We start from the raw sequence: 19,857 nt of genomic DNA, 5'->3' as shown, positions 1-19,857 counted from the left end.
ATTTGTTCTGGCGGATGGGATAGGCCATGAAAAAAAGCGGCCGGCAAGGCGCAAACCGCAGCCATACCGCGTGGTATGGCGAGGATTTGCAACGCAGCAGGGCGTTTTTTCTCCAGGCCAAGACCGCCGTCATGAATAAATCAGTGCTTCCTTAGATCCTGGCCAGGCGCGCCAGGGCGATACGCAAGGTCTCGTCCTGCTTGGCAAAGCAGAAGCGCACGATGCCCGACTCCTTCGGCTGGCTGTAGAAGGGCGAGACGGGAATCGCCGCGACCTTGAATTCGGTGGTCAGCCAGCGCGCGAACTCGGTCTCGGGCAGGCTTGATACGGCGTCATAGCGCACGCACTGGAAATAGGTGCCGTCGGCCGGCAGCAGTTCGAAGCGGGTCCCGGCCAGGCCGGCGCGGAACAGGTCGCGCTTCTTCTGGTAGAAGCCAGGGAGCTCGAGGTAGGGCGCCGGATCCGCCATGTAGCGGGCGAGGCCGTGCTGCATCGGCGTGTTCACCGTGAATACGTTGTATTGGTGGACCTTGCGGAACTCCGCGGTGAGCGCCGCGGGCGCGGCCACATAGCCGATCTTCCAGCCGGTCACGTGGTAGGTCTTGCCGAAACTCGAGACCACGAAGGCGCGCTCGGCCAGCACCGGGTGGCTGGCTACGGATTCGTGGCGCTGGCCGTCGTACACCATGTGTTCGTAGACTTCGTCGGACAGGATGAGGATGCCGGTGCCGGCCACGAGCGCCGCCAGGCGTTCGAGGTCGGCGCGGCGCAGGATGGCGCCGGTCGGATTGTGCGGCGAATTGATGACGATGAGGCGGGTGCGCGGGCTCACCGCGGCTGCCACCTTGTCCCAGGGCACGCTGTAGCCCTGGCCGTCGAGCTCCATCGTCACCGGCACCATCACCCCGCCGGCCAGCGCGATCGCGGGCGCGTAGCTGTCGTAGGCCGGCTCGATGACGATCGCTTCCTCGCCCGGATGCACGCAGCAGAGGATGGCCGTGGTCAGCGCCTGGGTGGCGCCGGCGGTCACGGTGATCTCCAGGTTGGCGTCGTAGCTGCGTCCGTAGAGCCGGCCGATCTTTGCCGCGATCGCTTCGCGCAGGGCCGGCACGCCGCTCATCATCGGATACTGGTTGTGGCCGGCGCGCATGGCCTCGTTCACATGGTCGAGCAGGCGCGGGTCGCAGCCGAAGTCGGGAAAGCCCTGGCCGAGGTTCACGGCGCCGTGCTCGGCGGCGAGGGCGGACATCGTGGAGAAAACGGTGGTGCCGACAGCCGGCAGGCGCGATTGCAGTGCTGGGGTGTTCATGGTCGAAGGTAGAGTTGCGGTATCGATCATTGTACTGCGCCGGCAAGCTGCGTCCTGGTCCAGGCTTCCGGCAGCATGATGCGGAACAGTCCGGCCTGCAGGGTCTTGCGGGCGAGTTTCAGCAGGGCCTTGTCCTTCGTGACCAGGACCTGGGCGCCGGCGTCGCGCGCGATCTCCAGGAACTTCTGGTCGTCGCGGTCGGTGCAGACCGGCAGGCGGACCGGTTTGCTGTCCGGGGCCACCACGGCGATCAAGGCGTCGAAGCGCGCCGCCGCCTGCTCGCGCGCGGCCTCGTCGAGCGGCAGGTGAGGATAATGCAGCACCGTGCGGTATTCGCCGCGGCAGTCGGCGCGGGTGAGGGCCTGGACTTCGCCGGCCTCGAGCGCCTGCAGGAGCAGGTCCCAGCGCTTGTCGTGGAAGACGAACAGATCCAGGCAAACGTTGGTGTCGAGAACGATGCGTTGTGCGGAAGCAGGTATCATATGGGAACTTAATTGCTTTTACGTTTACGATGCTGATTGTATTATCGCCTGCCAAGTCCCTCGACCTCGACACGCCGTCCCCGACCCAGGAACACACGCTCCCCGACTTCGTCGACCGCGCCGCCCAGCTGATCGGTGTGCTGCGCGACCTCTCGCCCGGCCAGGTGGGCGACCTGATGCACATTTCCGACAGCCTCTCGGTGCTGAACGTGGCGCGCTATGCGAGCTGGACGGCGGACCATGGCGACGGCTACCAGGCCGTGATGGCCTTCAACGGCGACGTGTATGCCGGCCTGGACGCGCGCAGCCTGGATGCGAAGGCCACCGCCTTTGCCCAGGCACGCCTGCGTATCCTGTCAGGCCTGTATGGACTACTGCGTCCGCTCGACCTGATCCACCCGTATCGCCTGGAGATGGGCACGAAGCTGGCCAATCCCGGCGGCAAGGACCTCTATACCTTCTGGGGCGAGACCATCACCCGCGCGCTCAACGCCGAGCTGGCGAAGACGCAGTCCGGCGCGCTGGTCAACCTGGCATCGGAAGAGTACTTCAAGTCGGTCAAGCCCAAGCTGCTGGACGCGCCCGTCATCACGCCGGTGTTCGAGGACTGGAAGAACGGGAAATACAAGATCATTTCCTTCTTCGCCAAGCGCGCACGCGGCATGATGGCGCGCTACGCGATCGAGAACGGCATTACCGACCCGGAGGCGCTGAAGGCCTTCGACGTCGACGGCTATGCCTTTGTTCCGTCCGAATCGGGCGAGCGCAACTGGGTGTTCCGGCGCAAAGTCGAGGCGTAGGGTGGGCACCCCGTGCCCACGCGGAACGATGAAAATCGTTGGCGGCGATTACGGCAAGTCGTTAGCGCGGCACCTGGTCGACAAGTCAGGCGTTGGGGGATGCTGCGAACGGTAACATTGATTGTGCATTTGCGCTGCCAACAATGTTCACCGTTCCGCGTGGGCACGGAGTGCCCACCCTACGGACATCACCGCGTAGCGGTGATGTCCTTCGGCGCCGGCTTGGCGCCCGACTTCGCCCAGAACTGCCACCATGGCGCGTCGCCGCTGGCGTTCGGGTTCATGAAGCGGCTGTTCGGGTAGTTGCGCAGGAAGACACGCTGGGTGTCGTCGCGCAGGTCGAACATGCCGAGCTTGTCGTAGGAACGGATCATGATGAACAGCGCTTCCTCGCGCGACGGCGATTCGCTGTAGTCCGAGACCGCGTTCTGGGCGCGGTTGACGGCGGCCAGGTAGGCGCCGCGGCGGTAGTAGTAGTTCGCCACGTGGACCTCGTAGGCGGCCATCGCGTTGATCAGGTAGTTCATGCGCGCGATGGAATCCGGCGCATATTTGCTGTTCGGGAAGCGGTCGACCAGGGCCTTGAAGGCGGCAAAGGCTTCGCGGGTCGCACGCGGATCGCGCTCGGACGGATCCTGCGAGTAGAGCACGCTCATGAAGCCGATCTGGTCGTTGAAGTTGATCAGGCCGCGCAGGTAGTACATGTAGTCGACCTGGGGGTGGTTCGGGTGCAACTTGATGAAGCGCTCGACGGCGGCGAGGGCCTCGGCCTGGTCCTGCGCCTTGTAGTGGGCGTAGGCGATTTCCATCTGCGCCTGGGCGGCGTAGGTGCCGAAGGGGTAGTTCGATTCGAGGCGTCGGAACAGCGTGATCGCTGCTTCGTAGTGGCCGCCGGCCATCTCTTCGCGTGCCTCAGCGTATAATTTCTCCGCTGATTGATTTTGGGTGGCGTCTGTCTTTCCCGGCAACATGCCGCAGCCGGACAGGCCCAACAAGGCACTCGTAGCAAGCACCACCAACAATTTTTTTTGCATAGCTTTTTGCAGAAAAGTTTTACCGAGATTCAACGAACGGCTGATTATAGCCGATGGGACTGACGTGATATTAACTCCTGCGCCGAATTCGGCGGAATTACCCCTGGACTCCGATTTCGACGACGATATCGTTGCCGAGTTTCCCCTTGCCGCCAGCGGCATCGATCTTTCGCCGATCACCCTGCAGCTCGATGCGCAGGCTTGCGGTCAACGCCTCGACAAGGTCGTGGCGGGCCTGGTGCCGCAGTTTTCGCGCAGCCGCCTGCAGCTCTGGTTCGAGCAGGGCCATGTGCTGGTCGACGGCAAGCCGGCGCGCGGCAAGGACACCGCCTATGGCGACGAGACCGTCGTCGTCGAACCGCAGCCGGCGCCGGAAGACACCGCCTTTGCACCGGAAGCGATTGCACTGAACATCGTGTACGAGGACGAGCACATCCTCGTGATCAACAAGCCGGCCGGCCTGGTCGTGCATCCGGGCGCCGGCAACTGGTCGGGCACGCTGCTCAACGGCCTGCTGCACCACGCGCCGCAACTGGCGTCCGTGCCACGCGCCGGCATCGTGCACCGCCTGGACAAGGACACCAGCGGCCTGATGGTGGTCGGCAAGACCCTGGCCGCCCAGACCGACCTGGTGCGGCAGCTGCAGGCGCGCAGCGTCAAGCGCGAGTACTTCGCCCTGGTGTGGGGCACGCCCAACCTGTCGGGCACCATCAATGCGCCGATGGGCCGCCATCCGAAGGACCGCGTCAAGATGGCGGTCTCGACCGGCCTGGGCGCCAAGCCGGCGATCACCCACTACGAGCGCGTCGCCAGCGGCATGCTCGACCGCCGTCCGGTCAGCCTGGTGCGCTGCTCGCTCGAGACCGGCCGCACCCACCAGATCCGCGTGCACATGCTGTCGATCGGCTTCGGCCTGGTCGGCGACTCGGTCTACGGCAAGACCCACCTGAGCCCGGTGTTCCACCGCCAGGCGCTGCAGGCGCGCCGCCTGGGCCTGGTGCACCCGGCCACCGGTGAACAGTGCGAATGGGTGGTCCCGCTGGCCGCGGATTTCGCCGAACTGATCGCGCGCGCCGGCATCGCCGAGCCGCAAGCCTCCTGATGGACGCCGCCGACCTGGTCATCCCCGACTGGCCGGCGCTGCCGGCCAATATCGGCGCCCTGGCCACCACGCGCGCCGGCGGGGTCTCGACCGGACCCTACGACGACGGCCGCGGTGGCGGCGGGCTGAACCTCGGCATGCACGTGGGCGACGACCCGGCGGCCGTGGCGGAAAACCGTGCGCGCCTGCAGGTCCTGCTGCCGGGGCGCCCGGCCTGGATCTCCCAGGTGCACGGCAACGGCGTGGTCGATGCCGCGACGGTGGGGCCGGACCAGCCGGTGCGGGTCGGCGACGCCAGCGTCGCGACCGGCCGCGACGTGGTGTGCGCGATCCTGACCGCCGACTGCCTGCCGGTGCTGTTCGCCGACCTCGACGGCCGTGTGGTGGGGGCAGCCCATGCGGGCTGGCGCGGCCTCGCCGGGGGCGTGCTGCGGGAAACCGTGCGCGCCATGCGCGCGGCCGGGGCAGGGGAGATCACGGCCTGGATGGGGCCGGCGATCGGGCCGCTGGCCTTCGAGGTGGGCCAGGACGTGTTCGACAGCTTCGCCGCGGCGCTGCCTGGCGTGGACATCGGTTTTGCTTTCCGGCGCCACCCTGGTCACGCTTCGAAATACTTGGCCGACATGTTCGCGCTGGCGCGCCTGATGCTCGAGCGGGACGGGGTGAGCAGTATTGCCGGCGGGATCCACTGTACCGCTACCGAGCGCGACCGCTTTTATTCCTACCGCCGCGACGGTGTCACTGGCCGCCAGGCGAGTTTGATCTGGCTCAAGTAAAAGCCGTCGGCGTCATCAATACTGGCTAGTCTCCACCGCCACAGCCGCCGCCATCGCCACCGTCGCCGCCGCTCCCGCAATCGCCCGACGCGTCGCTGCCGTCGGCCAGTGCGAAGGGCGCAATAGTGCTGAGTGGCAAGCTGGTGTCCTCACTGGACGGTCCGTTCAGTGGCCGCGCCGATGCGTCGGCGCGACGCCGGCGCCGCCGTCCAGCCCCGGTGAGGTAAAAAAGTATAGACATGGGCAACACGCCGTAGCCGAAAAAAGTCATAATTCCGGCGATCACCGAGGTTTCGGTCGCCGCCATCAGGATGACGACATAGGCCCAGCCGATAGCAACGATCCACATGCTTTTCTCCAGTTGACAACCCGATTCTACCAACGGACGCCGACATGAACATGCCCGACCCGCAAGCTTTCGCCGCAACCTGGATGACCCAGCTTACCGATCCCTCGGCCTGGCAGGGCTGGCTCAAGATGCCGGTCGCCGACCTCGGCGCCGGCGTGGCCAATCCGCTGGCCGGCAACCCGCTCGCCGGCATCCTCAAGGACTTCAAGGTCGGCATCGCGCCGGCGCGCCTGGACGCGCTGCGCCAGGACTACCTGCAAAAAGCCGGCAAGCTGTGGCAGGACTTCATGCTGGGCCGCACGCCCGAGCTGCATGACCGCCGCTTCTCGGGCTCGGACTGGACGTCGTACCCCTTTTCCGCCTTCTCGGCGGCCTCCTACCTGCTCAACGCCGACTTCATGATGGCGCTGGCCGACGCCGTCGAGGCACCGCCGCGCGAACGCCAGAAGATCCGTTTCGCGGTGCAGCAGATGGTCGACGCCATGTCGCCGGCGAACTTCCTCGCAACCAATCCGGAAGCGCAGAAGAAGATGCTCGAGACCAAGGGCGAGAGCCTGCAGCACGGCCTGCAGAACATGCTGGCCGACATGCAGAAGGGACGCATCTCGCAGTCCGACGAATCGGCCTTCGAGGTCGGCAGGAACGTCGCCACCACGCCCGGCCACGTCGTGTACGAAAACGAGCTGTTCCAGCTGATCCAGTACAGCCCGGCGACCCCGACCGTGCGCGAGGTGCCGCTGCTGATGATCCCGCCCTGCATCAACAAGTTCTACATCCTCGACCTGCAGCCGGAAAACTCGGTAGTGCGCTACGTGGTCGAGCAGGGCAATACCGTGTTCATGGTGTCCTGGCGTAACCCGGACCAGAGCATGGCCAGCCTGACCTGGGACGATTACGTCGAACGCGGCGCCATCGAGGCGCTCGACGTGGTGCGCGAGATCACGGGACAGCCCAAGGCCCACGTGTTCGGCTTCTGTGTCGGCGGCACGATCGCCGCGTCGGCGCTGGCGGTCCTGGCCGCGCGCGGCCAGCAGCCGGCGGCGAGCCTGAGCCTGCTCACGACCCTGCTCGACTTCAGCGACACCGGGGTGCTCGAAGTGTTCGTCGACGAAGCCCAGGTCGCGCTGCGCGAGCAGTCCCTGGCGAAGGGCGGCATCATGCCGGGCCGCGACCTGGCGACCACCTTCTCGGCCCTGCGCCCGAACGACCTGGTGTGGAACTATGTGCAGCAGAACTACCTGAAGGGCAAGACCCCGCCGGCCTTCGACCTGCTCTACTGGAACGCCGACAGCACCAACCTGCCGGGTCCGATGTTCTGCTGGTACCTGCGCAATACCTACCTCGAGAACAAGCTCAAGCAGCCGGGCAAGCTGAGCGTCTGCGGCGTGCCGGTCGACCTGGGCCGCATCGACTGCCCGGTCTTCATCTACGGCTCGAAAGAGGACCACATCGTGCCCTGGCAGGCGGCGTTTGCCTCGATGAACCTGCTTAATCCGAAGAAGGCCAAGGCGAACCGCTTCGTGCTGGGCGCCTCGGGCCACATCGCCGGCGTGATCAATCCGGCCTCGAAGGGCAAGCGCAGCTACTGGGTCAACGAGAAGAACGGCCGTACCCGTCCGCGCACGCCGGAAGACTGGTTCGCCGGCGCCGTCGAGCACAAGGGCAGCTGGTGGCCGGAATGGGCGAAGTTCCTGCTCGAGAATGGCGGCAAGGAAGTACCGGCCCCGGCCCAGCCGGGCAACGACCAGTACCTGCCGTCCGAGCCGGCGCCGGGACGCTATGTCAAGGCAAGGGCCGATTAAGGCGTATAGGTATTGCTTATAAATAAATTGGGTGGTAAAACCTTCAATTGCTGCACCTGCACCGGAATTCGGTGAATTCCGGTCCTGCAAGCAACACGGAGACAGCAGGAGCCATCTTTACCGGCTGTATGCTCATGATGAAAAGCGCGGCCCATGAAGCCATGCGCAACCAATGGAACTTGAGATGAGTAGTGCAAAAAACAGTACTGAACGCCTGATCAAGAAATACCCGAACCGTCGCCTCTACGACACCCAGACCAGTTCCTATATCACCCTGACGGACGTGAAACAGCTGGTCCTCGACGCCGACGAGTTCACGGTGGTCGACGCCAAGACGAACGAAGACCTGACCCGCAGCATCCTGCTGCAGATCATCCTCGAAGAGGAAGCGAACGGCGTGCCGATGTTCTCGAGCTCAGTGCTGGCCCAGATCATCCGCTATTACGGTCACGCGATGCAGGGCATGATGGGTTCCTACCTGGAAAAGAACGTCCAGGCCTTTACCGACATCCAGAACAAGTTCACCAGCAATGCCGCCGGCGCCCTGGAAGGCAAGCCTTTCAGTCCGGAGATGTGGACCCAGTTCATGAACGTCCAGGGTCCGATGATGCAGGGCATGATGAACAACTACATCGACCAGAGCAAGAACCTGTTCATGCAGATGCAGGAGCAGATGCAGAACCAGAGCAAGGCGATGTTCGCGGCCTTTCCCTTCCCGGGCATGAATCCGACGGACAAGAAGTAAGCGCCAGACCGATTTGGCGGGGCGGGCCGCTTCTTTCCTGCCCCGCTGCTGGGCGTCCTCGTATTGGGACCACCAGGGAAGTGATGTTCAACGCTAAAACAGTATTATTTCCTGGAGATAATCTTTAGAATAGCGTCACGAACCCACTCTTCCGCGGTGCGGCGCAGGATCGGCATCGGTCCAGGCCGCGTCGGCATGAGCATGCTCCCTATGGACTCGAATTTGCCTCAAGGCGCCTCGCGCGAGACGGCGGCTGCGGATGGTGCCGGCCAACGTCCGCCCCTCGCACCACGCTGTATATCGGTTGACCTCGAGGTTGGCGTCAGGGACGAAAAGATCCACGCCTTGGCCGGCGTACGTGGCGATACCGGCGGCGCGTACGTGTTCCGGCAGGGTAATCTGCTCCAGGCGCTGGCCGGACTGGACGAATTCGCCAGCGGCTCCTCATTCGTACTTGGACACAATTTCATCGCGTTCGACCGAAGCTACCTGCTTGCAGCCAAGCCCGACCTAAAGCTGCTGCAGTTGCCGGTTGTCGATACGCTATGCATCAACCCGCTGGCTTTTCCGCGCAATCCCTACCATCACCTGGTCAAGCATTACCAGGACGGGCAACTCCAGCGCGGCCAGTTGAACGATCCTGAGCTCGATGCCCGGCTGACCTTGGAGGTATTTCGCGACCAGGTGGCTGCCCTCCAGGAGATGGGGCACTCGGCGCCCGACCTTCTGCTGGCATGGCACTGGTTGACGACGAGGGATGCGACCGTATCGGGCCTGAACGCCTTCTTCACCACTATCCGGCGCCAGCCGCGGCCATCGGATGAGGCCGCCCGCACGGCGATCGCCCGCTATCTGGAAGGCCGAGGATGTGCTGCCCAGGCAAGGCAATGCGCGGACGATGCCCAGTCGCTGGGGTGGCCGCTTGCCTATGCATTGGCCTGGTTATCGGTTTCCGGCAGCAATTCGGTCATGCCGCCCTGGGTGCGGCGCCAGTATCCCGCCGCGGGCAAGATCGTACGCAAGCTCCGCGATATGCGCTGTGCGGACCCCGCCTGCGCATGGTGCAGGGACCGCCACGACGCTTGCAAGGAGTTGGCCCGCTGGTTTGGATTCGACGCCTTCAGGCCGCAACCGGAAGACGAGAACGGCCGCCCGCTGCAGCAAACCATCGTCGAGGCGGCAATGGCCGGCCAGCATGTGCTGGGTATCCTGCCGACCGGAACAGGAAAGTCCTTGTGCTACCAGATTCCCGCGCTGTCGCGCTACGACAAGACGGGTGCCTTGACCGTCGTGATTTCTCCCCTGGTGGCGCTCATGGCCGACCAGGTGGCTGGCCTCGAAGCCCGCGGCATCGGCAGCAGTGCCGCCATCAACGGACTGCTCTCTTTGCCCGAGCGCGCCGAAATACTGGACCGTGTGCGGCTGGGCGATGTTGCCATCCTGATCATCGCGCCCGAGCAGCTGCGTAGTAAATCGGTCCGCAAGGTGCTGTCGCAACGGGAAATCGGGATGTGGGTGCTGGATGAAGCGCACTGCATCTCCAAATGGGGACATGACTTCCGCCCCGACTACCGCTATGTCGGCCGCTTCATCCGCGAATCGGTCCAGGAGGGTGAGCTGGCGCCCATCCTGTGCCTGACGGCTACCGCGAAGCCGGAGGTCGTGCAGGACATGGTCGGGCATTTCCGGGACAAGGTCGGTGTCGAGCTGAGGGTGCTGAACGGCGGCGCCCAGCGCGACAACCTCGAATTTGACTTCTTGCCGACGACGCCGGCGGAGAAGTTCGCCCATGTCCATCAATTGCTGGAACAGGATCTTCCGGATGGAAAGCCTGGAGGCGCTATCGTCTATTGCGCCTCGCGCAAGCAGACCGAAGAGATTGCCAGGTATCTGCAAGAGAAAGGCGTCGCTGCCGCGCACTTCCACGCCGGCCTGGCTTCCGAAACAAAGAAATCCGCGCAACAGCGCTTTATCGCGGGCGAGCTGCGGGTTATCGCCGCCACCAATGCGTTCGGCATGGGAATCGACAAGCCCGATGTGCGGCTGGTGATCCATGCGGATATGCCGGGCTCGCTCGAAAACTACCTTCAGGAAGCCGGGCGCGCGGGTCGCGACCGTGCGCGCGCCCGCTGCGTCCTGCTCTATTCGTCGCTCGACGTCGAGCGCCAGTTCGGCATGTCGGCCCGCTCGCGACTGACGCAACGCGAGATCCAGTCGGTCCTGCGCTCCCTGCGTGCGCTCGAGCGCAAGAAGAAGGGCGACGGCGAGGTGATTGCCACATCCGGGGAAATCCTGGCCGAAGACGCCGAGGGCGTGTTCGAACGCGACAGCGCAACCGACGACACCCGGGTGCGCACCGCCGTGTCCTGGCTGGAGGAGGCGGGACTGCTGACGCGGGAAGAGAATCGTGTTCAAGTCTTTCCGTCGTCGTTGAAGGTGAATTCGATCGAGGAAGCGCGGCGCAAACTGGATGCGTTTCCGATGTTCGACCAGTACCGCGGGCAGCTGCTGGCCCTCGTCCAGGCGATGCTGAGCGCCGATGCCGACGAAGGCATCTCCACCGACGAGCTGATGGGCTTGTCCGGCCTCAGCGCGGACAAGCTTCGCGCTGCGCTCTACGAGCTGGAACGGCTGGGCATCGCCAGCAACGACACCCTGCTGACGGCCTATGTGCATGCCGGCGTGGTCAATGGCTCGCATAAACGGCTGGAGGAAGCTGTCGCGCTGGAAACGGCCCTGGTCGCGACCCTGCGCGAAGCGGCGCCCGACCTTGAAAGGGGGGCCGAGTCGGTTCTCCATCTGCGCCAGGCGACCCAGGCGCTCAAGGATGCGGGCCATCCCTCGGCCTTGCCGGAAAAGCTGGTTCGTATGCTCAACGGCATTTCCATGGACGGCCGCAGCGAAGAAGGCGGCATAGGCAGCCTGCGCCTGCGCCGCCTGGATGCCGAGCACATGCAGGTGACGCTGCAACGCGAGTGGAGCAAGCTGGTCAGGACAGCCGAGCTGAGGCGGCAAGCGGCCTGCCTGGTCTTGCGCCACTTGCTGGAGGCCTTGCCGGCGGGAGCGCGCGGCACCGACCTGCTGGCAGAGACCAGCTTGGGAAAGCTGCACGCAGCACTGAAAGAGGATGTCGTGCTGCTATCGGAGGTCAAGGATTCGGGTAAGTTGCTCGACAGGGCACTGCTGTGGCTGCACGAGCAGGAAGTGATCCGCCTGAACAAGGGGCTGGCCGTGTTCAGGCCGGCCATGACGATCCGCCTCTCGGGCGAGCGCCGCGGTTTCGCGAAAGCCGATTTCGCACCGCTGAAGATGCATTACGACGAGCAGGTGGTGCAAATCCATGTCATGGCCGAGTTCGTGCGCCGGGGCCTGCAGGCGGTGGCGCAGGCCCTGCGCATGGTGTTCGATTACTTCAGGTTGGAACGGGACGAGTTCCTGCGCCTGTGGCTGCCGGCGACGCAGAAGGAGCTCGAGCGCCAGACCACGCCGGCATCCTGGACCGCCATCGTGGAAAGCCTCAACAATCCCCAGCAGCAGAAAATCGTCGCGGACGATCGCGAGCAGACCAATGTGCTGGTGCTGGCCGGGCCTGGCTCGGGCAAGACGCGCGTGCTGGTGCATCGGATCGCCTACCTGGTGCGGGTGCGCCGTGAAAATCCGCAGGGGATCCTGGCGCTTGCCTATAACCGTCACGCCGCCATCGAAATCCGCCGCCGCCTGGCGGCCCTGCTCGGCGACGACGCACGCGGTGTGATGGTGATGACTTGCCACGCATTTGCCATGCGCCTGACAGGCACGAGCTTTCGCAGGCAGGCCATGAAGCACGACGGGGCCTTCGACGAGGTCGTGCGCGCCGCGGTGGCGCTGCTGCAGGGGGAGGGCGGCGCGCCGGAGGAGGCCGATGCCCAGCGCGACCGGCTGCTGGCGGGCTTTCGCTGGGTGCTGGTCGATGAATACCAGGACATCGGGCCCGCACAGTACGAGCTGATCTCCGCCATCGCGGGCCGCACCCGGTCCGACGAGGACGGTCGCCTGAGCCTGTTCGCGGTCGGCGATGACGACCAGAATATTTATGCTTTCGGTGGCGCGAGCGTGGAGTTCATCCGTCGTTTCGAAACCGATTATGACGCCCGGCCGAGCTTCCTGGTCGAGAACTATCGCTCCACGCGCCACGTCGTCGATGCCGCCAACCGCGTCATCGAGCCGGCCGCCGGGCGCATGAAAGCGGCGCAGCCGATCACGGTCGACAAGGCGCGGCGTGCGGTCTCTCCAGGCGGCGACTGGCAGGGCATCGATGCCGTCGGCCAGGGGCGGGTGCAAGTGTTGCAGACTGGCCCAGGCAACGAGCGGCAGGCGGCCGCGGTCATGGCCGAGCTGCGCAGGCTGGCGTCGCTCTCGCCATCCTGGGACTGGGCGAGCACGGCCGTGATCGCGCGTGACTGGAAGTCGCTCGACCCGGTTCGCAGCTATTGCGAGCTGTACGGCATACCGGCGCAGATGGCGGACGAAGACCTGCTCCACTGCTGGCAGCTGCGCGAAACGCGTCAGCTCGTCGCCAGCCTGCGGGCGCGGGAAGGCAGGCTGGTGCGCGCAAGCGAGATTCGCGACGCCATTCCTGCCCAGGCCGGGAGCCCCTGGTGGGAAGTGCTGCGCGAGGCGGTCGACAAATATGCGCTCGACACGGGCGACGTCGAGCTGCCCTGCGAGCATTTCGTCGAATGGCTGGCCGAGTGGGGGCGCGAGCTGCGGCGGCGCCAGGGCGGCCTGCTGCTCCTGACGGCGCACCGGGCGAAGGGACTGGAATTCGACCATGTCGCAGTCCTCGATGGCGGGTGGGGCCGAACGGCCGAGAACGAGGATCCGGACGCATCGCGCCGCCTGTTCTACGTAGCGATGACGCGGGCGCGCCGGACGCTCATGTTGGCCGATGCAGGCGCCGGCAATCCTTTCCTGTCGCACCTGGGCGATGCCGCCTGCGCGGTGCAACGTCCGGCGCCCGCGCCGGCGCTGCCCCAACAGCTTGGACGACGCTACCTGCGCCCGGCGCTCGGCGACATCGATCTCGGCTATGCCGGGCGCTTTGGCGGTGCCGACCAGGTGCACGGCGCCATCGCGGCGCTGGCCGCAGGCGATACCCTCGTATTGAGGGATAACGGTGGACGATGGGAGCTGAGCAACCTCGCTGGGCGCATCGTCGGACGGCTTGCCAGGTCGTTTTGCCCGCCGCAACGGATGCGCTGCATTTCGGCGCGGGTACATGCCGTGGTCCGGCGTCGGCGCAAGGATACCGATCCGGCTTATCTGGCCATGGTGCGTTGCGAGGAATGGGAAGTGATCGTGCCGGAACTCGTCTTCGAGTCCAACTTGCTGCCCGAAACCGTTCCCCGGGCGGCAACTGCGCATCCCACTTAAGCGAATGGCAATGTCGCGCGCACGCTTCAGCATGGGGCGGCGCTGGCGCCTGGAGGCTGCGAGGCACGTCCGCTTCGGGTACAATCACGGATTGCCCCGATCATTTGTAGTCAGACCATGCCTGAACTCCGTCGTCATCCTTCCGTCACCACCAGCAGCCTTGCAGCAACGGGTGGGCCAGCGCCCGCGCCAGCCGTTGTCATCCCGACGCCGGCGTCCGGCGTGGCAGCGCCGAAGGTCGGTTTCGTCTCGCTCGGCTGCCCGAAGGCGCTGGTCGACTCCGAACAGATCCTGACCCAGCTGCGCGCGGAAGGCTACCAGACCGCCAAATCCTACGACGGCGCTGACCTCGTCATCGTCAACACCTGCGGCTTCATCGACGCCGCGGTGCAGGAGTCGCTGGACGCGATCGGCGAGGCGCTGGCCGAGAACGGCAAGGTCATCGTCACCGGCTGCCTGGGTGCGAAGAAGGATGCCTCGGGCGAAGACATCATCACCAAGGTGCACCCGAAGGTGCTGGCCGTGACCGGCCCGCACGCCGTGGCCGAAGTGATGAATTCGGTGCATACCCACCTGCCCAAGCCGCACGATCCCTTCGTCGACCTGGTCCCCGACCATGGCGTCAAGCTGACCCCGAAGCACTACGCCTACCTGAAGATTTCCGAAGGCTGCAACCACCGCTGCAGCTTCTGCATCATCCCGTCGATGCGCGGCGACCTGGTGTCGCGTCCGATCCACGAGGTGCTGATCGAGGCCGAAAACCTGTTCAAGGCCGGCGTCAAGGAGCTGCTGGTGATTTCGCAGGACACCTCGGCCTACGGCGTGGACGTGAAGTTCCGCACCGGTTTCTGGAACGGCCGCCCGGTCAAGACCCACATGACGCAACTGGTCGAGGCCCTGGGCCAGCTGGCGCGCCAGTACGACGCCTGGGTGCGCCTGCACTACGTCTATCCTTATCCGCACGTCGACCAGGCGATCCCGCTGATGGGCGACGGCCACGTCCTGCCTTACCTGGACATCCCGCTGCAGCACGCCCATCCGGACGTCCTCAAGCGCATGAAGCGTCCGGCCAGCGGCGAGAAGAACCTGGACCGCATCCTGGCCTGGCGCAAGATGAACCCGGAGCTGACCATCCGCTCCACCTTCATCGCCGGCTTCCCGGGCGAGACCGAGGCCGAGTTCGAATACCTGCTGGACTTCCTGAAGGAAGCGCAAATCGACCGCCTGGGCTGCTTCGCCTATTCGCCGGTCGAAGGCGCGACGGCCAACGAGCTGGCCAATCCGGTGCCGGAGGAAGTGCGTGAAGAACGCCGCGCGCGCGTCATGCTGCTGCAGGAAGAGATCTCGGCCAAGCGCCTGCAGGCCAAGGTCGGCAAGACCATCCGCGTGCTGGTCGACGAAGTCAATGCCCGCGAAGCGATCGGCCGCTCGGCTGCCGACGCCCCGGAAATCGACGGCGTCGTCCACATCAAGCGCTCGCTGGTGCCGGGCAAGGCCAAGCTGGCCGTCGGCCAGTTCGCCGACGTCGTCGTCACCAAGGCAGACGCCCACGACCTGTGGGCGACCGTGGCGTAAGTAGCGCGGTTTTCGTAGGGTGGGCATTCGTAGTGCCGGCATTTAGCCGGCCCTACTGCCCACGCGGTATAGCACCGTCGATATGCCGGCCGCTGTTAGTATCAGCAGCGCCGGCATTTCACGTTTGAATCAGCTGATCCATCACCGTTCAAAAGGGCCACCATGACCAAGAAGTCCCTCCAGACCACCCTGATCCACACCGACTACACGGCGCCAGGCGGCTTCGACGCCTACCCGCCCGGCATCCACCGTGCATCGACCGTCCTGTTCGAGAACGTCGCCGCCCTGCGCTCGGGCGACTGGAAGAACAAGACCGCCTACACCTACGGCCTGCACGGCACGCCGACCACCTTCACGCTCGAAGCGCGCCTGGCCGAGATCGAGGGCGGCAATCACTGCCTGCTGGCGCCCTCGGGCCTGTCGGCGATCTCGATGGTCGACTTCGCCTTCCTGAAGAGCGGCGACGACGTCCTGTTGCCCGATAACGTCTACAACCCGAACCGCGAACTGGGCCGCTGGCTGTCGCAGGACTTCGGCATCAGCGCGCGCTACTACGACCCGCTGGCCGGCGCCGGCATCGCTGAGCTGATCCAGCCGAACACGAAGCTGATCTGGACCGAAGCCCCGGGCTCGGTGTCGATGGAAGTGCCGGACCTGCGCGCGATCTGCGAGGCCGCCCACGCGCGCGGCGTCCTGGTGGCGCTGGACAACACCTGGGCCGCCGGCCTGGCGCTGCGCGGTTTCGATGTCGGCGTCGACATCGTCATGCACGCACTGACCAAGTACCAGTCGGGCGGCTCGGACCTGTTGATGGGCGCGGTCATCACCCGCGATCGCGCCGTGCACGACAGGCTGGCCACCGCCCACATGCGCCTGGGCCTGGGCGTGAGCCCGGACGACGCTTACCTGGTGATGCGCGGCCTGCCGACCATGAAGCTGCGCTTCGAAGCCCACGACCGCGCCGCGCGCAAGGTCGCAGGCTGGCTCAAGACCCGTCCCGAGATCGTGCGCGTGCTGCACCCGGCCTTCGAGGAATGCCCGGGCCATGAACACTGGCAGCGCGACTTCAGGGGCGCCGGCGGGCTGTTCTCGGTGATCTTCGACGAACGCTATACCGAGGTCCAGACCGACCGCTTCGTCGATTCGCTCGAACTGTTCGGCCTGGGCTACAGCTGGGGCGGCGCGAACAGCCTGGCGGTGCCTTACCGCATGCAGGCGATCCGCCGCAACTGGCAGGAGAAGGGCACGCTGGTGCGCTTCAATATCGGACTGGAAGAGCCGGACGACCTGATCGCGGATATCGAGCAGGCGCTTTCGAAGCTGTGAAGGCGGTGCGACGCAGCTCGTGGCTTCGGTGGCGTCAACTTTGGGCTGATGGGGCATCCGCGTGGGCACCGGTGCCCGCGCGGTACTACGTCCGATCAATCGAAACGCAAACGGGAAGCACCGCGGCGTCCCGATCGCCAACTTGGAGCCTATCCCAGCAGACGGGGGAAGCCCATGGCGACATGCGCGTAGGCGATGCATGGCAAACGTGGGCAAGGCGCGAGGAGGCCGCGTGGCGAGCCACGCAACGACAAGCAACGCCGTCCACGCTTGCCAGGCGCGTCAGGAGCGATTCCTGGCTACTGGGACAGGCTCTTACTGCTTCAACACCCAGCGCAAGGTCGTAGACAGGTCTTCCGCCGAGAACTTCGCGACGTAGGCGTCGGCGCCGACGTTCCTGACGTGCTCCTCGTTCGTGGTGCCCGACAACGAGGAATGGATCACCACCGGAATGTTCCCGTAGCGCGCGCTCTTCTTGATGTTGCGGGTCAGGGTGAAGCCGTCCATCTCCGGCATCTCGAGGTCGGTCAGCACCAGGGCGACCCTGTCGTACACACTCTTGTCCTCGGCTTCGGCGGCGTTCGCGATGCTGGCCAACTGGTCCCAGGCTTCCTTGCCGCTCTTGGTCATGATGTAGGGCAGGCCCATCGCGTCCAGGCCCTGCTCGATCAGGGCGCGGGCAACCACCGAGTCGTCCGCCGCCAGCACGATCGCACCCGGCTTGATCTGGATCTTCGCGCCGACTGCCTGCCGGCTGACCTCGGGGCCGGAATCGGGGTTCATGTTGCGCAGGATGGTCTCGACATCGAGCACCTGGGCCAGGCGGCCATCCGCGCCGTTCTCGCCCTCGATCCGGGCGATGCTGGTAACCATGCCGCTGCCGGCGCTGTGCTCGGCCGACATCACCTGGCTCCAGTCCAGGCGCACGATCTCCTCGACGCTCTCGACGGCGAAGGCCTGGGTGGTGCGTGCGAACTCGGTGACCAGCATGATGTTCAGGCCGGTCCTGGGCTTGACGCCGGCAATCGCCGGCAGGTCCAGCACCTGGATGATCTGGCCGCGCAGGTTGACCACGCCGAGCACATGCGGCGGGGAGCCGGCCACCGCCGTGATCGCCGGCATGGCGACGATCTCGCGGATCTTGAATACGTTAATACCGAACAGTTCGCTGTGCTCGCCGTTCTCGTCGCCGCCGAGACGGAACAGCAGCAATTCGAACTTGTTGGTGCCAGTGAGATTGCTGCGCTCGTCGACTTCCTGCTGAACCGATTTCATGTGTCGCCCTGAAGGTTGATGATTCCACAAGGAAACCATTCTAGCCCTGAAAACGGTCCAGTGCGTCAAGACAGGCTCAAACAGGCATGGATTTATTGCTGTTCAGATCCAAAAAACCACGAATCAGGCGATAGGCTTTCCAGACCCAGGCGAGCCCCCAGACCGCGAAGGCAAACAGGATGCCGACCACCGATGCGAACAGGATGCCGCCGACGACCATCCACAGCACGTAGAACCAGAACGAGCGGATCATCCAGGTGTGATGGCTGTAAACCATGGTGCCCGTGGTGTCGGGCCGTTTCACGTAGTTGACGATCACCGGCAGGATCGACAGCGTGCCCAGGGAAAAGAAGAAGGTGGCTGCGTGGACCAGGTAGAGGATGCGCGCCAGTTGCTTGGCGTCTTCCACGCCCCGGTCCAGGACGAGTTCTTGCGACATGGTTGGCTCCTTCGGGTCGACCCCGCTTGGCCCGATTGTAGCAGTCCTGCGTGGTGATATAGCCAACCCGCGCTGGCGTGCGTGCCCCGGTGCTCAGAGATGGGACTGGACCCAGGCGGCGATGCGCCCCGCGTCCATGGCGCCGGCCTGGCGTGCGACCTCGCGTCCGCCGCGAAACAGCGCCAGGGTCGGGATGCTGCGGATCGCAAAGCGCGCCGACAGGTCCTGGGCGCGTTCGGTGTCGACCTTCAGCAGGCGCACGCGCGGTTCCAGGCGCGCCGCGGCCTGGGCATAATGCGGCGCCATCATCTTGCAGGGGCCGCACCAGTCGGCCCAGAAGTCGACCAGCACCGGAATGTCGTTGCGCGCGATATGGCGGGTGAAGCGCTCGGACGAGACGTCGAGCGGGCGGCCGGTGAACAGCGCCTGCGCGCACTTGCCGCAGACCGGGTTGTCGGACAGGCGCTCGGAGGCGAGACGGTTGACGGCGTCGCATTGCGGGCAGACGATGTGGATCGGATCGCTCACGGCTTATTCTCCTCGGACATGATGCCCTTATTGTAATCCGGGCAGGCAGGGCGCGTCGGCCGGCCGCCCGGCTCAACCATGCGCCATGGCAATGCGCGTGGGCGTACAATTGCGACAAGAGACATTGCAAATCAACCAATGACGATACCGAACCAGGCTTGTACCCAACTGATCGGCTGCGCCGGCTGGAGCTTGCGCACGGAGCATGCCGCAGACTTTCCGGGCGAGGGCAGTCACCTCGAACGTTACGCGGCCGTGTTCCCGGTCGTGGAAATCAATTCTTCCTTCTACCGTCCGCACCAGCCCAAGACCTATGCGCGCTGGGCCGAAAGCGTGCCCGAAGCCTTCCGCTTCGCGGTCAAGGTGCCGCGTTCGATCACCCACGACGCCGGCCTGCGCGGCATCGACGACCTGCTGGCGCGCTTTGCCGGCGAGGTGGGCGCCCTGGGCGAGAAGCTCGGCTGCCTGCTGGTGCAACTGCCGCCGAAGTTCGGCTTCCACGACGAGACCGTGCGCGACTTCTTCCTGCGCCTGCAGGAGCGCTTCGACTGTATGATCGCCTGCGAGGGCCGCCATCCGAGCTGGTTCAGCGACATCGCCACCGAGGTGCTGCGCGAGCGCGGCGTGACCCGCGTGATCGCCGATCCGCCCGCCGGCCAGCCCGGCCCCCATGTGCCGACCACGAACGACATCTACGTGCGCCTGCACGGCGCGCCGCGCATCTATTACTCGTCCTATTCCCGGGACTACCTCGATGCGCTGGCGCGCGACCTGGCCGTGCACAGCGCGGCCGGGCGCAAGGTCTGGTGCATCTTCGACAACACGGCCGCCGGCGCAGCCGTGCCCAACGCACTCGACGTGTTGCGTGCGTGCCGGGACGGGCTGCCGCCAAAGGTGTGATAC

Annotated in this window: 16 protein-coding genes; 9 read left to right on the top strand and 7 right to left on the bottom strand. The window is 65.3% G+C overall.

What is annotated here, in order from left to right; all coding sequences use genetic code 11:
- Window positions 1-151 precede the first annotated feature (151 nt).
- Window positions 152-1,309: a pyridoxal phosphate-dependent aminotransferase gene (locus ACSUZJ_RS15370; RefSeq protein ID WP_499409568.1), complete on the bottom strand. Its 1,158-nt coding sequence runs from the start codon at window positions 1,307-1,309 to the stop codon at window positions 152-154.
- Between the two features lie 26 nt (window positions 1,310-1,335).
- Window positions 1,336-1,791, bottom strand: coding sequence for a putative toxin-antitoxin system toxin component, PIN family (locus ACSUZJ_RS15365; RefSeq protein WP_499409566.1), 456 nt, complete (start codon window positions 1,789-1,791; stop codon window positions 1,336-1,338).
- 29 nt (window positions 1,792-1,820) lie between these two features.
- Here ACSUZJ_RS15365 and yaaA point away from each other — a divergent pair, with 29 nt between their 5' ends.
- Window positions 1,821-2,591, top strand: a complete 771-nt coding sequence (gene yaaA, locus ACSUZJ_RS15360; RefSeq protein WP_499409564.1) for a peroxide stress protein YaaA — start codon at window positions 1,821-1,823, stop codon at window positions 2,589-2,591.
- 188 nt (window positions 2,592-2,779) lie between these two features.
- On the opposite strand, the gene ACSUZJ_RS15355 is transcribed toward yaaA, so the two are convergent.
- The gene (locus tag ACSUZJ_RS15355) at window positions 2,780-3,625 is read right to left on the bottom strand and encodes an outer membrane protein assembly factor BamD (RefSeq protein ID WP_499409562.1); all 846 of its coding nucleotides are present in this window, start codon (window positions 3,623-3,625) and stop codon (window positions 2,780-2,782) included.
- 64 nt (window positions 3,626-3,689) lie between these two features.
- Between ACSUZJ_RS15355 and ACSUZJ_RS15350 the strand changes: the two genes are divergently transcribed.
- Both ACSUZJ_RS15350 and pgeF read left to right on the top strand, forming a co-directional pair.
- The gene (locus tag ACSUZJ_RS15350) at window positions 3,690-4,727 is read left to right on the top strand and encodes an RluA family pseudouridine synthase (RefSeq protein WP_499409560.1); all 1,038 of its coding nucleotides are present in this window, start codon (window positions 3,690-3,692) and stop codon (window positions 4,725-4,727) included.
- Window positions 4,727-5,503, top strand: coding sequence for a peptidoglycan editing factor PgeF (gene pgeF, locus ACSUZJ_RS15345; protein WP_499409558.1), 777 nt, complete (start codon window positions 4,727-4,729; stop codon window positions 5,501-5,503). Before ACSUZJ_RS15350 ends, pgeF begins: the two co-directional genes overlap by 1 nt.
- A 25-nt stretch (window positions 5,504-5,528) precedes the next feature.
- Here pgeF and ACSUZJ_RS15340 read toward each other — a convergent pair whose 3' ends face one another.
- Window positions 5,529-5,852: a hypothetical protein gene (locus tag ACSUZJ_RS15340; protein ID WP_499409556.1), complete on the bottom strand. Its 324-nt coding sequence runs from the start codon at window positions 5,850-5,852 to the stop codon at window positions 5,529-5,531.
- A gap of 44 nt (window positions 5,853-5,896) precedes the next feature.
- On the opposite strand from ACSUZJ_RS15340, the gene phaC reads away from it, so the two are divergent.
- The 5 genes from phaC (at window position 5,897) to ACSUZJ_RS15315 (ending at window position 16,712) form a co-directional block, all read left to right on the top strand.
- A complete protein-coding gene (gene phaC / locus ACSUZJ_RS15335) occupies window positions 5,897-7,654 on the top strand; it encodes a class I poly(R)-hydroxyalkanoic acid synthase (RefSeq protein WP_499409554.1) in 1,758 nt (585 codons plus the stop codon).
- A 184-nt stretch (window positions 7,655-7,838) separates the two neighbouring features.
- On the top strand, window positions 7,839-8,399 hold the full coding sequence (phaR, locus tag ACSUZJ_RS15330; protein WP_499409552.1) for a polyhydroxyalkanoate synthesis repressor PhaR: 561 nt from the start codon (window positions 7,839-7,841) through the stop codon (window positions 8,397-8,399).
- Window positions 8,400-8,609: 210 nt separating this feature from the next.
- On the top strand, window positions 8,610-13,811 hold the full coding sequence (locus ACSUZJ_RS15325) for a RecQ family ATP-dependent DNA helicase (protein ID WP_499409550.1): 5,202 nt from the start codon (window positions 8,610-8,612) through the stop codon (window positions 13,809-13,811).
- Between the two features lie 117 nt (window positions 13,812-13,928).
- Window positions 13,929-15,386 carry a 30S ribosomal protein S12 methylthiotransferase RimO gene (gene rimO / locus ACSUZJ_RS15320; protein ID WP_499409549.1) on the top strand — a complete coding sequence of 486 codons (1,458 nt, stop codon included), beginning with the start codon at window positions 13,929-13,931 and terminating at the stop codon, window positions 15,384-15,386.
- Window positions 15,387-15,548: 162 nt separating this feature from the next.
- Window positions 15,549-16,712 (top strand): cystathionine beta-lyase, encoded by a 1,164-nt coding sequence (locus tag ACSUZJ_RS15315; protein ID WP_499409547.1) that lies wholly within the window; start codon window positions 15,549-15,551, stop codon window positions 16,710-16,712.
- A 315-nt stretch (window positions 16,713-17,027) separates the two neighbouring features.
- On the opposite strand, the gene ACSUZJ_RS15310 is transcribed toward ACSUZJ_RS15315, so the two are convergent.
- The 3 genes from ACSUZJ_RS15310 to trxC all read right to left on the bottom strand — a co-directional run bounded on the left by ACSUZJ_RS15310 (window position 17,028) and on the right by trxC (window position 18,954).
- Entirely contained in the window at window positions 17,028-17,987 is a 960-nt protein-coding gene (locus tag ACSUZJ_RS15310; protein WP_499409545.1) for a chemotaxis protein, read from the bottom strand.
- Window positions 17,988-18,063: 76 nt separating this feature from the next.
- Window positions 18,064-18,426, bottom strand: coding sequence for a DUF4870 family protein (locus ACSUZJ_RS15305; protein ID WP_499409543.1), 363 nt, complete (start codon window positions 18,424-18,426; stop codon window positions 18,064-18,066).
- Window positions 18,427-18,519: 93 nt separating this feature from the next.
- Window positions 18,520-18,954: a thioredoxin TrxC gene (gene trxC, locus ACSUZJ_RS15300; RefSeq protein ID WP_499409541.1), complete on the bottom strand. Its 435-nt coding sequence runs from the start codon at window positions 18,952-18,954 to the stop codon at window positions 18,520-18,522.
- A gap of 138 nt (window positions 18,955-19,092) precedes the next feature.
- Here trxC and ACSUZJ_RS15295 point away from each other — a divergent pair, with 138 nt between their 5' ends.
- Window positions 19,093-19,854, top strand: coding sequence for a DUF72 domain-containing protein (locus ACSUZJ_RS15295; protein ID WP_499409539.1), 762 nt, complete (start codon window positions 19,093-19,095; stop codon window positions 19,852-19,854).
- Window positions 19,855-19,857 lie beyond the last annotated feature (3 nt).

This window comes from Telluria sp. B2, from assembly GCF_051789535.1.
Lineage (GTDB): Bacteria > Pseudomonadota > Gammaproteobacteria > Burkholderiales > Burkholderiaceae_D > Telluria.
The sequence above is the reverse complement of the archived record's forward strand: the minus strand, read 5'-3'. Positions and strand labels throughout refer to the sequence as shown.

Coding starts and splice junctions, on each gene's coding strand:
- ACSUZJ_RS15370 (WP_499409568.1), bottom strand. CDS start 1,309: ATGAACACCCCAGCACTGCAATCGCGCCTGCCGGCTGTCGGCACCACC.
- ACSUZJ_RS15365 (WP_499409566.1), bottom strand. CDS start 1,791: ATGATACCTGCTTCCGCACAACGCATCGTTCTCGACACCAACGTTTGC.
- yaaA (WP_499409564.1), top strand. CDS start 1,821: ATGCTGATTGTATTATCGCCTGCCAAGTCCCTCGACCTCGACACGCCG.
- ACSUZJ_RS15355 (WP_499409562.1), bottom strand. CDS start 3,625: ATGCAAAAAAAATTGTTGGTGGTGCTTGCTACGAGTGCCTTGTTGGGC.
- pgeF (WP_499409558.1), top strand. CDS start 4,727: ATGGACGCCGCCGACCTGGTCATCCCCGACTGGCCGGCGCTGCCGGCC.
- ACSUZJ_RS15340 (WP_499409556.1), bottom strand. CDS start 5,852: ATGTGGATCGTTGCTATCGGCTGGGCCTATGTCGTCATCCTGATGGCG.
- phaC (WP_499409554.1), top strand. CDS start 5,897: ATGAACATGCCCGACCCGCAAGCTTTCGCCGCAACCTGGATGACCCAG.
- phaR (WP_499409552.1), top strand. CDS start 7,839: ATGAGTAGTGCAAAAAACAGTACTGAACGCCTGATCAAGAAATACCCG.
- ACSUZJ_RS15325 (WP_499409550.1), top strand. CDS start 8,610: ATGGACTCGAATTTGCCTCAAGGCGCCTCGCGCGAGACGGCGGCTGCG.
- rimO (WP_499409549.1), top strand. CDS start 13,929: ATGCCTGAACTCCGTCGTCATCCTTCCGTCACCACCAGCAGCCTTGCA.
- ACSUZJ_RS15315 (WP_499409547.1), top strand. CDS start 15,549: ATGACCAAGAAGTCCCTCCAGACCACCCTGATCCACACCGACTACACG.
- ACSUZJ_RS15310 (WP_499409545.1), bottom strand. CDS start 17,987: ATGAAATCGGTTCAGCAGGAAGTCGACGAGCGCAGCAATCTCACTGGC.
- ACSUZJ_RS15305 (WP_499409543.1), bottom strand. CDS start 18,426: ATGTCGCAAGAACTCGTCCTGGACCGGGGCGTGGAAGACGCCAAGCAA.
- ACSUZJ_RS15295 (WP_499409539.1), top strand. CDS start 19,093: ATGACGATACCGAACCAGGCTTGTACCCAACTGATCGGCTGCGCCGGC.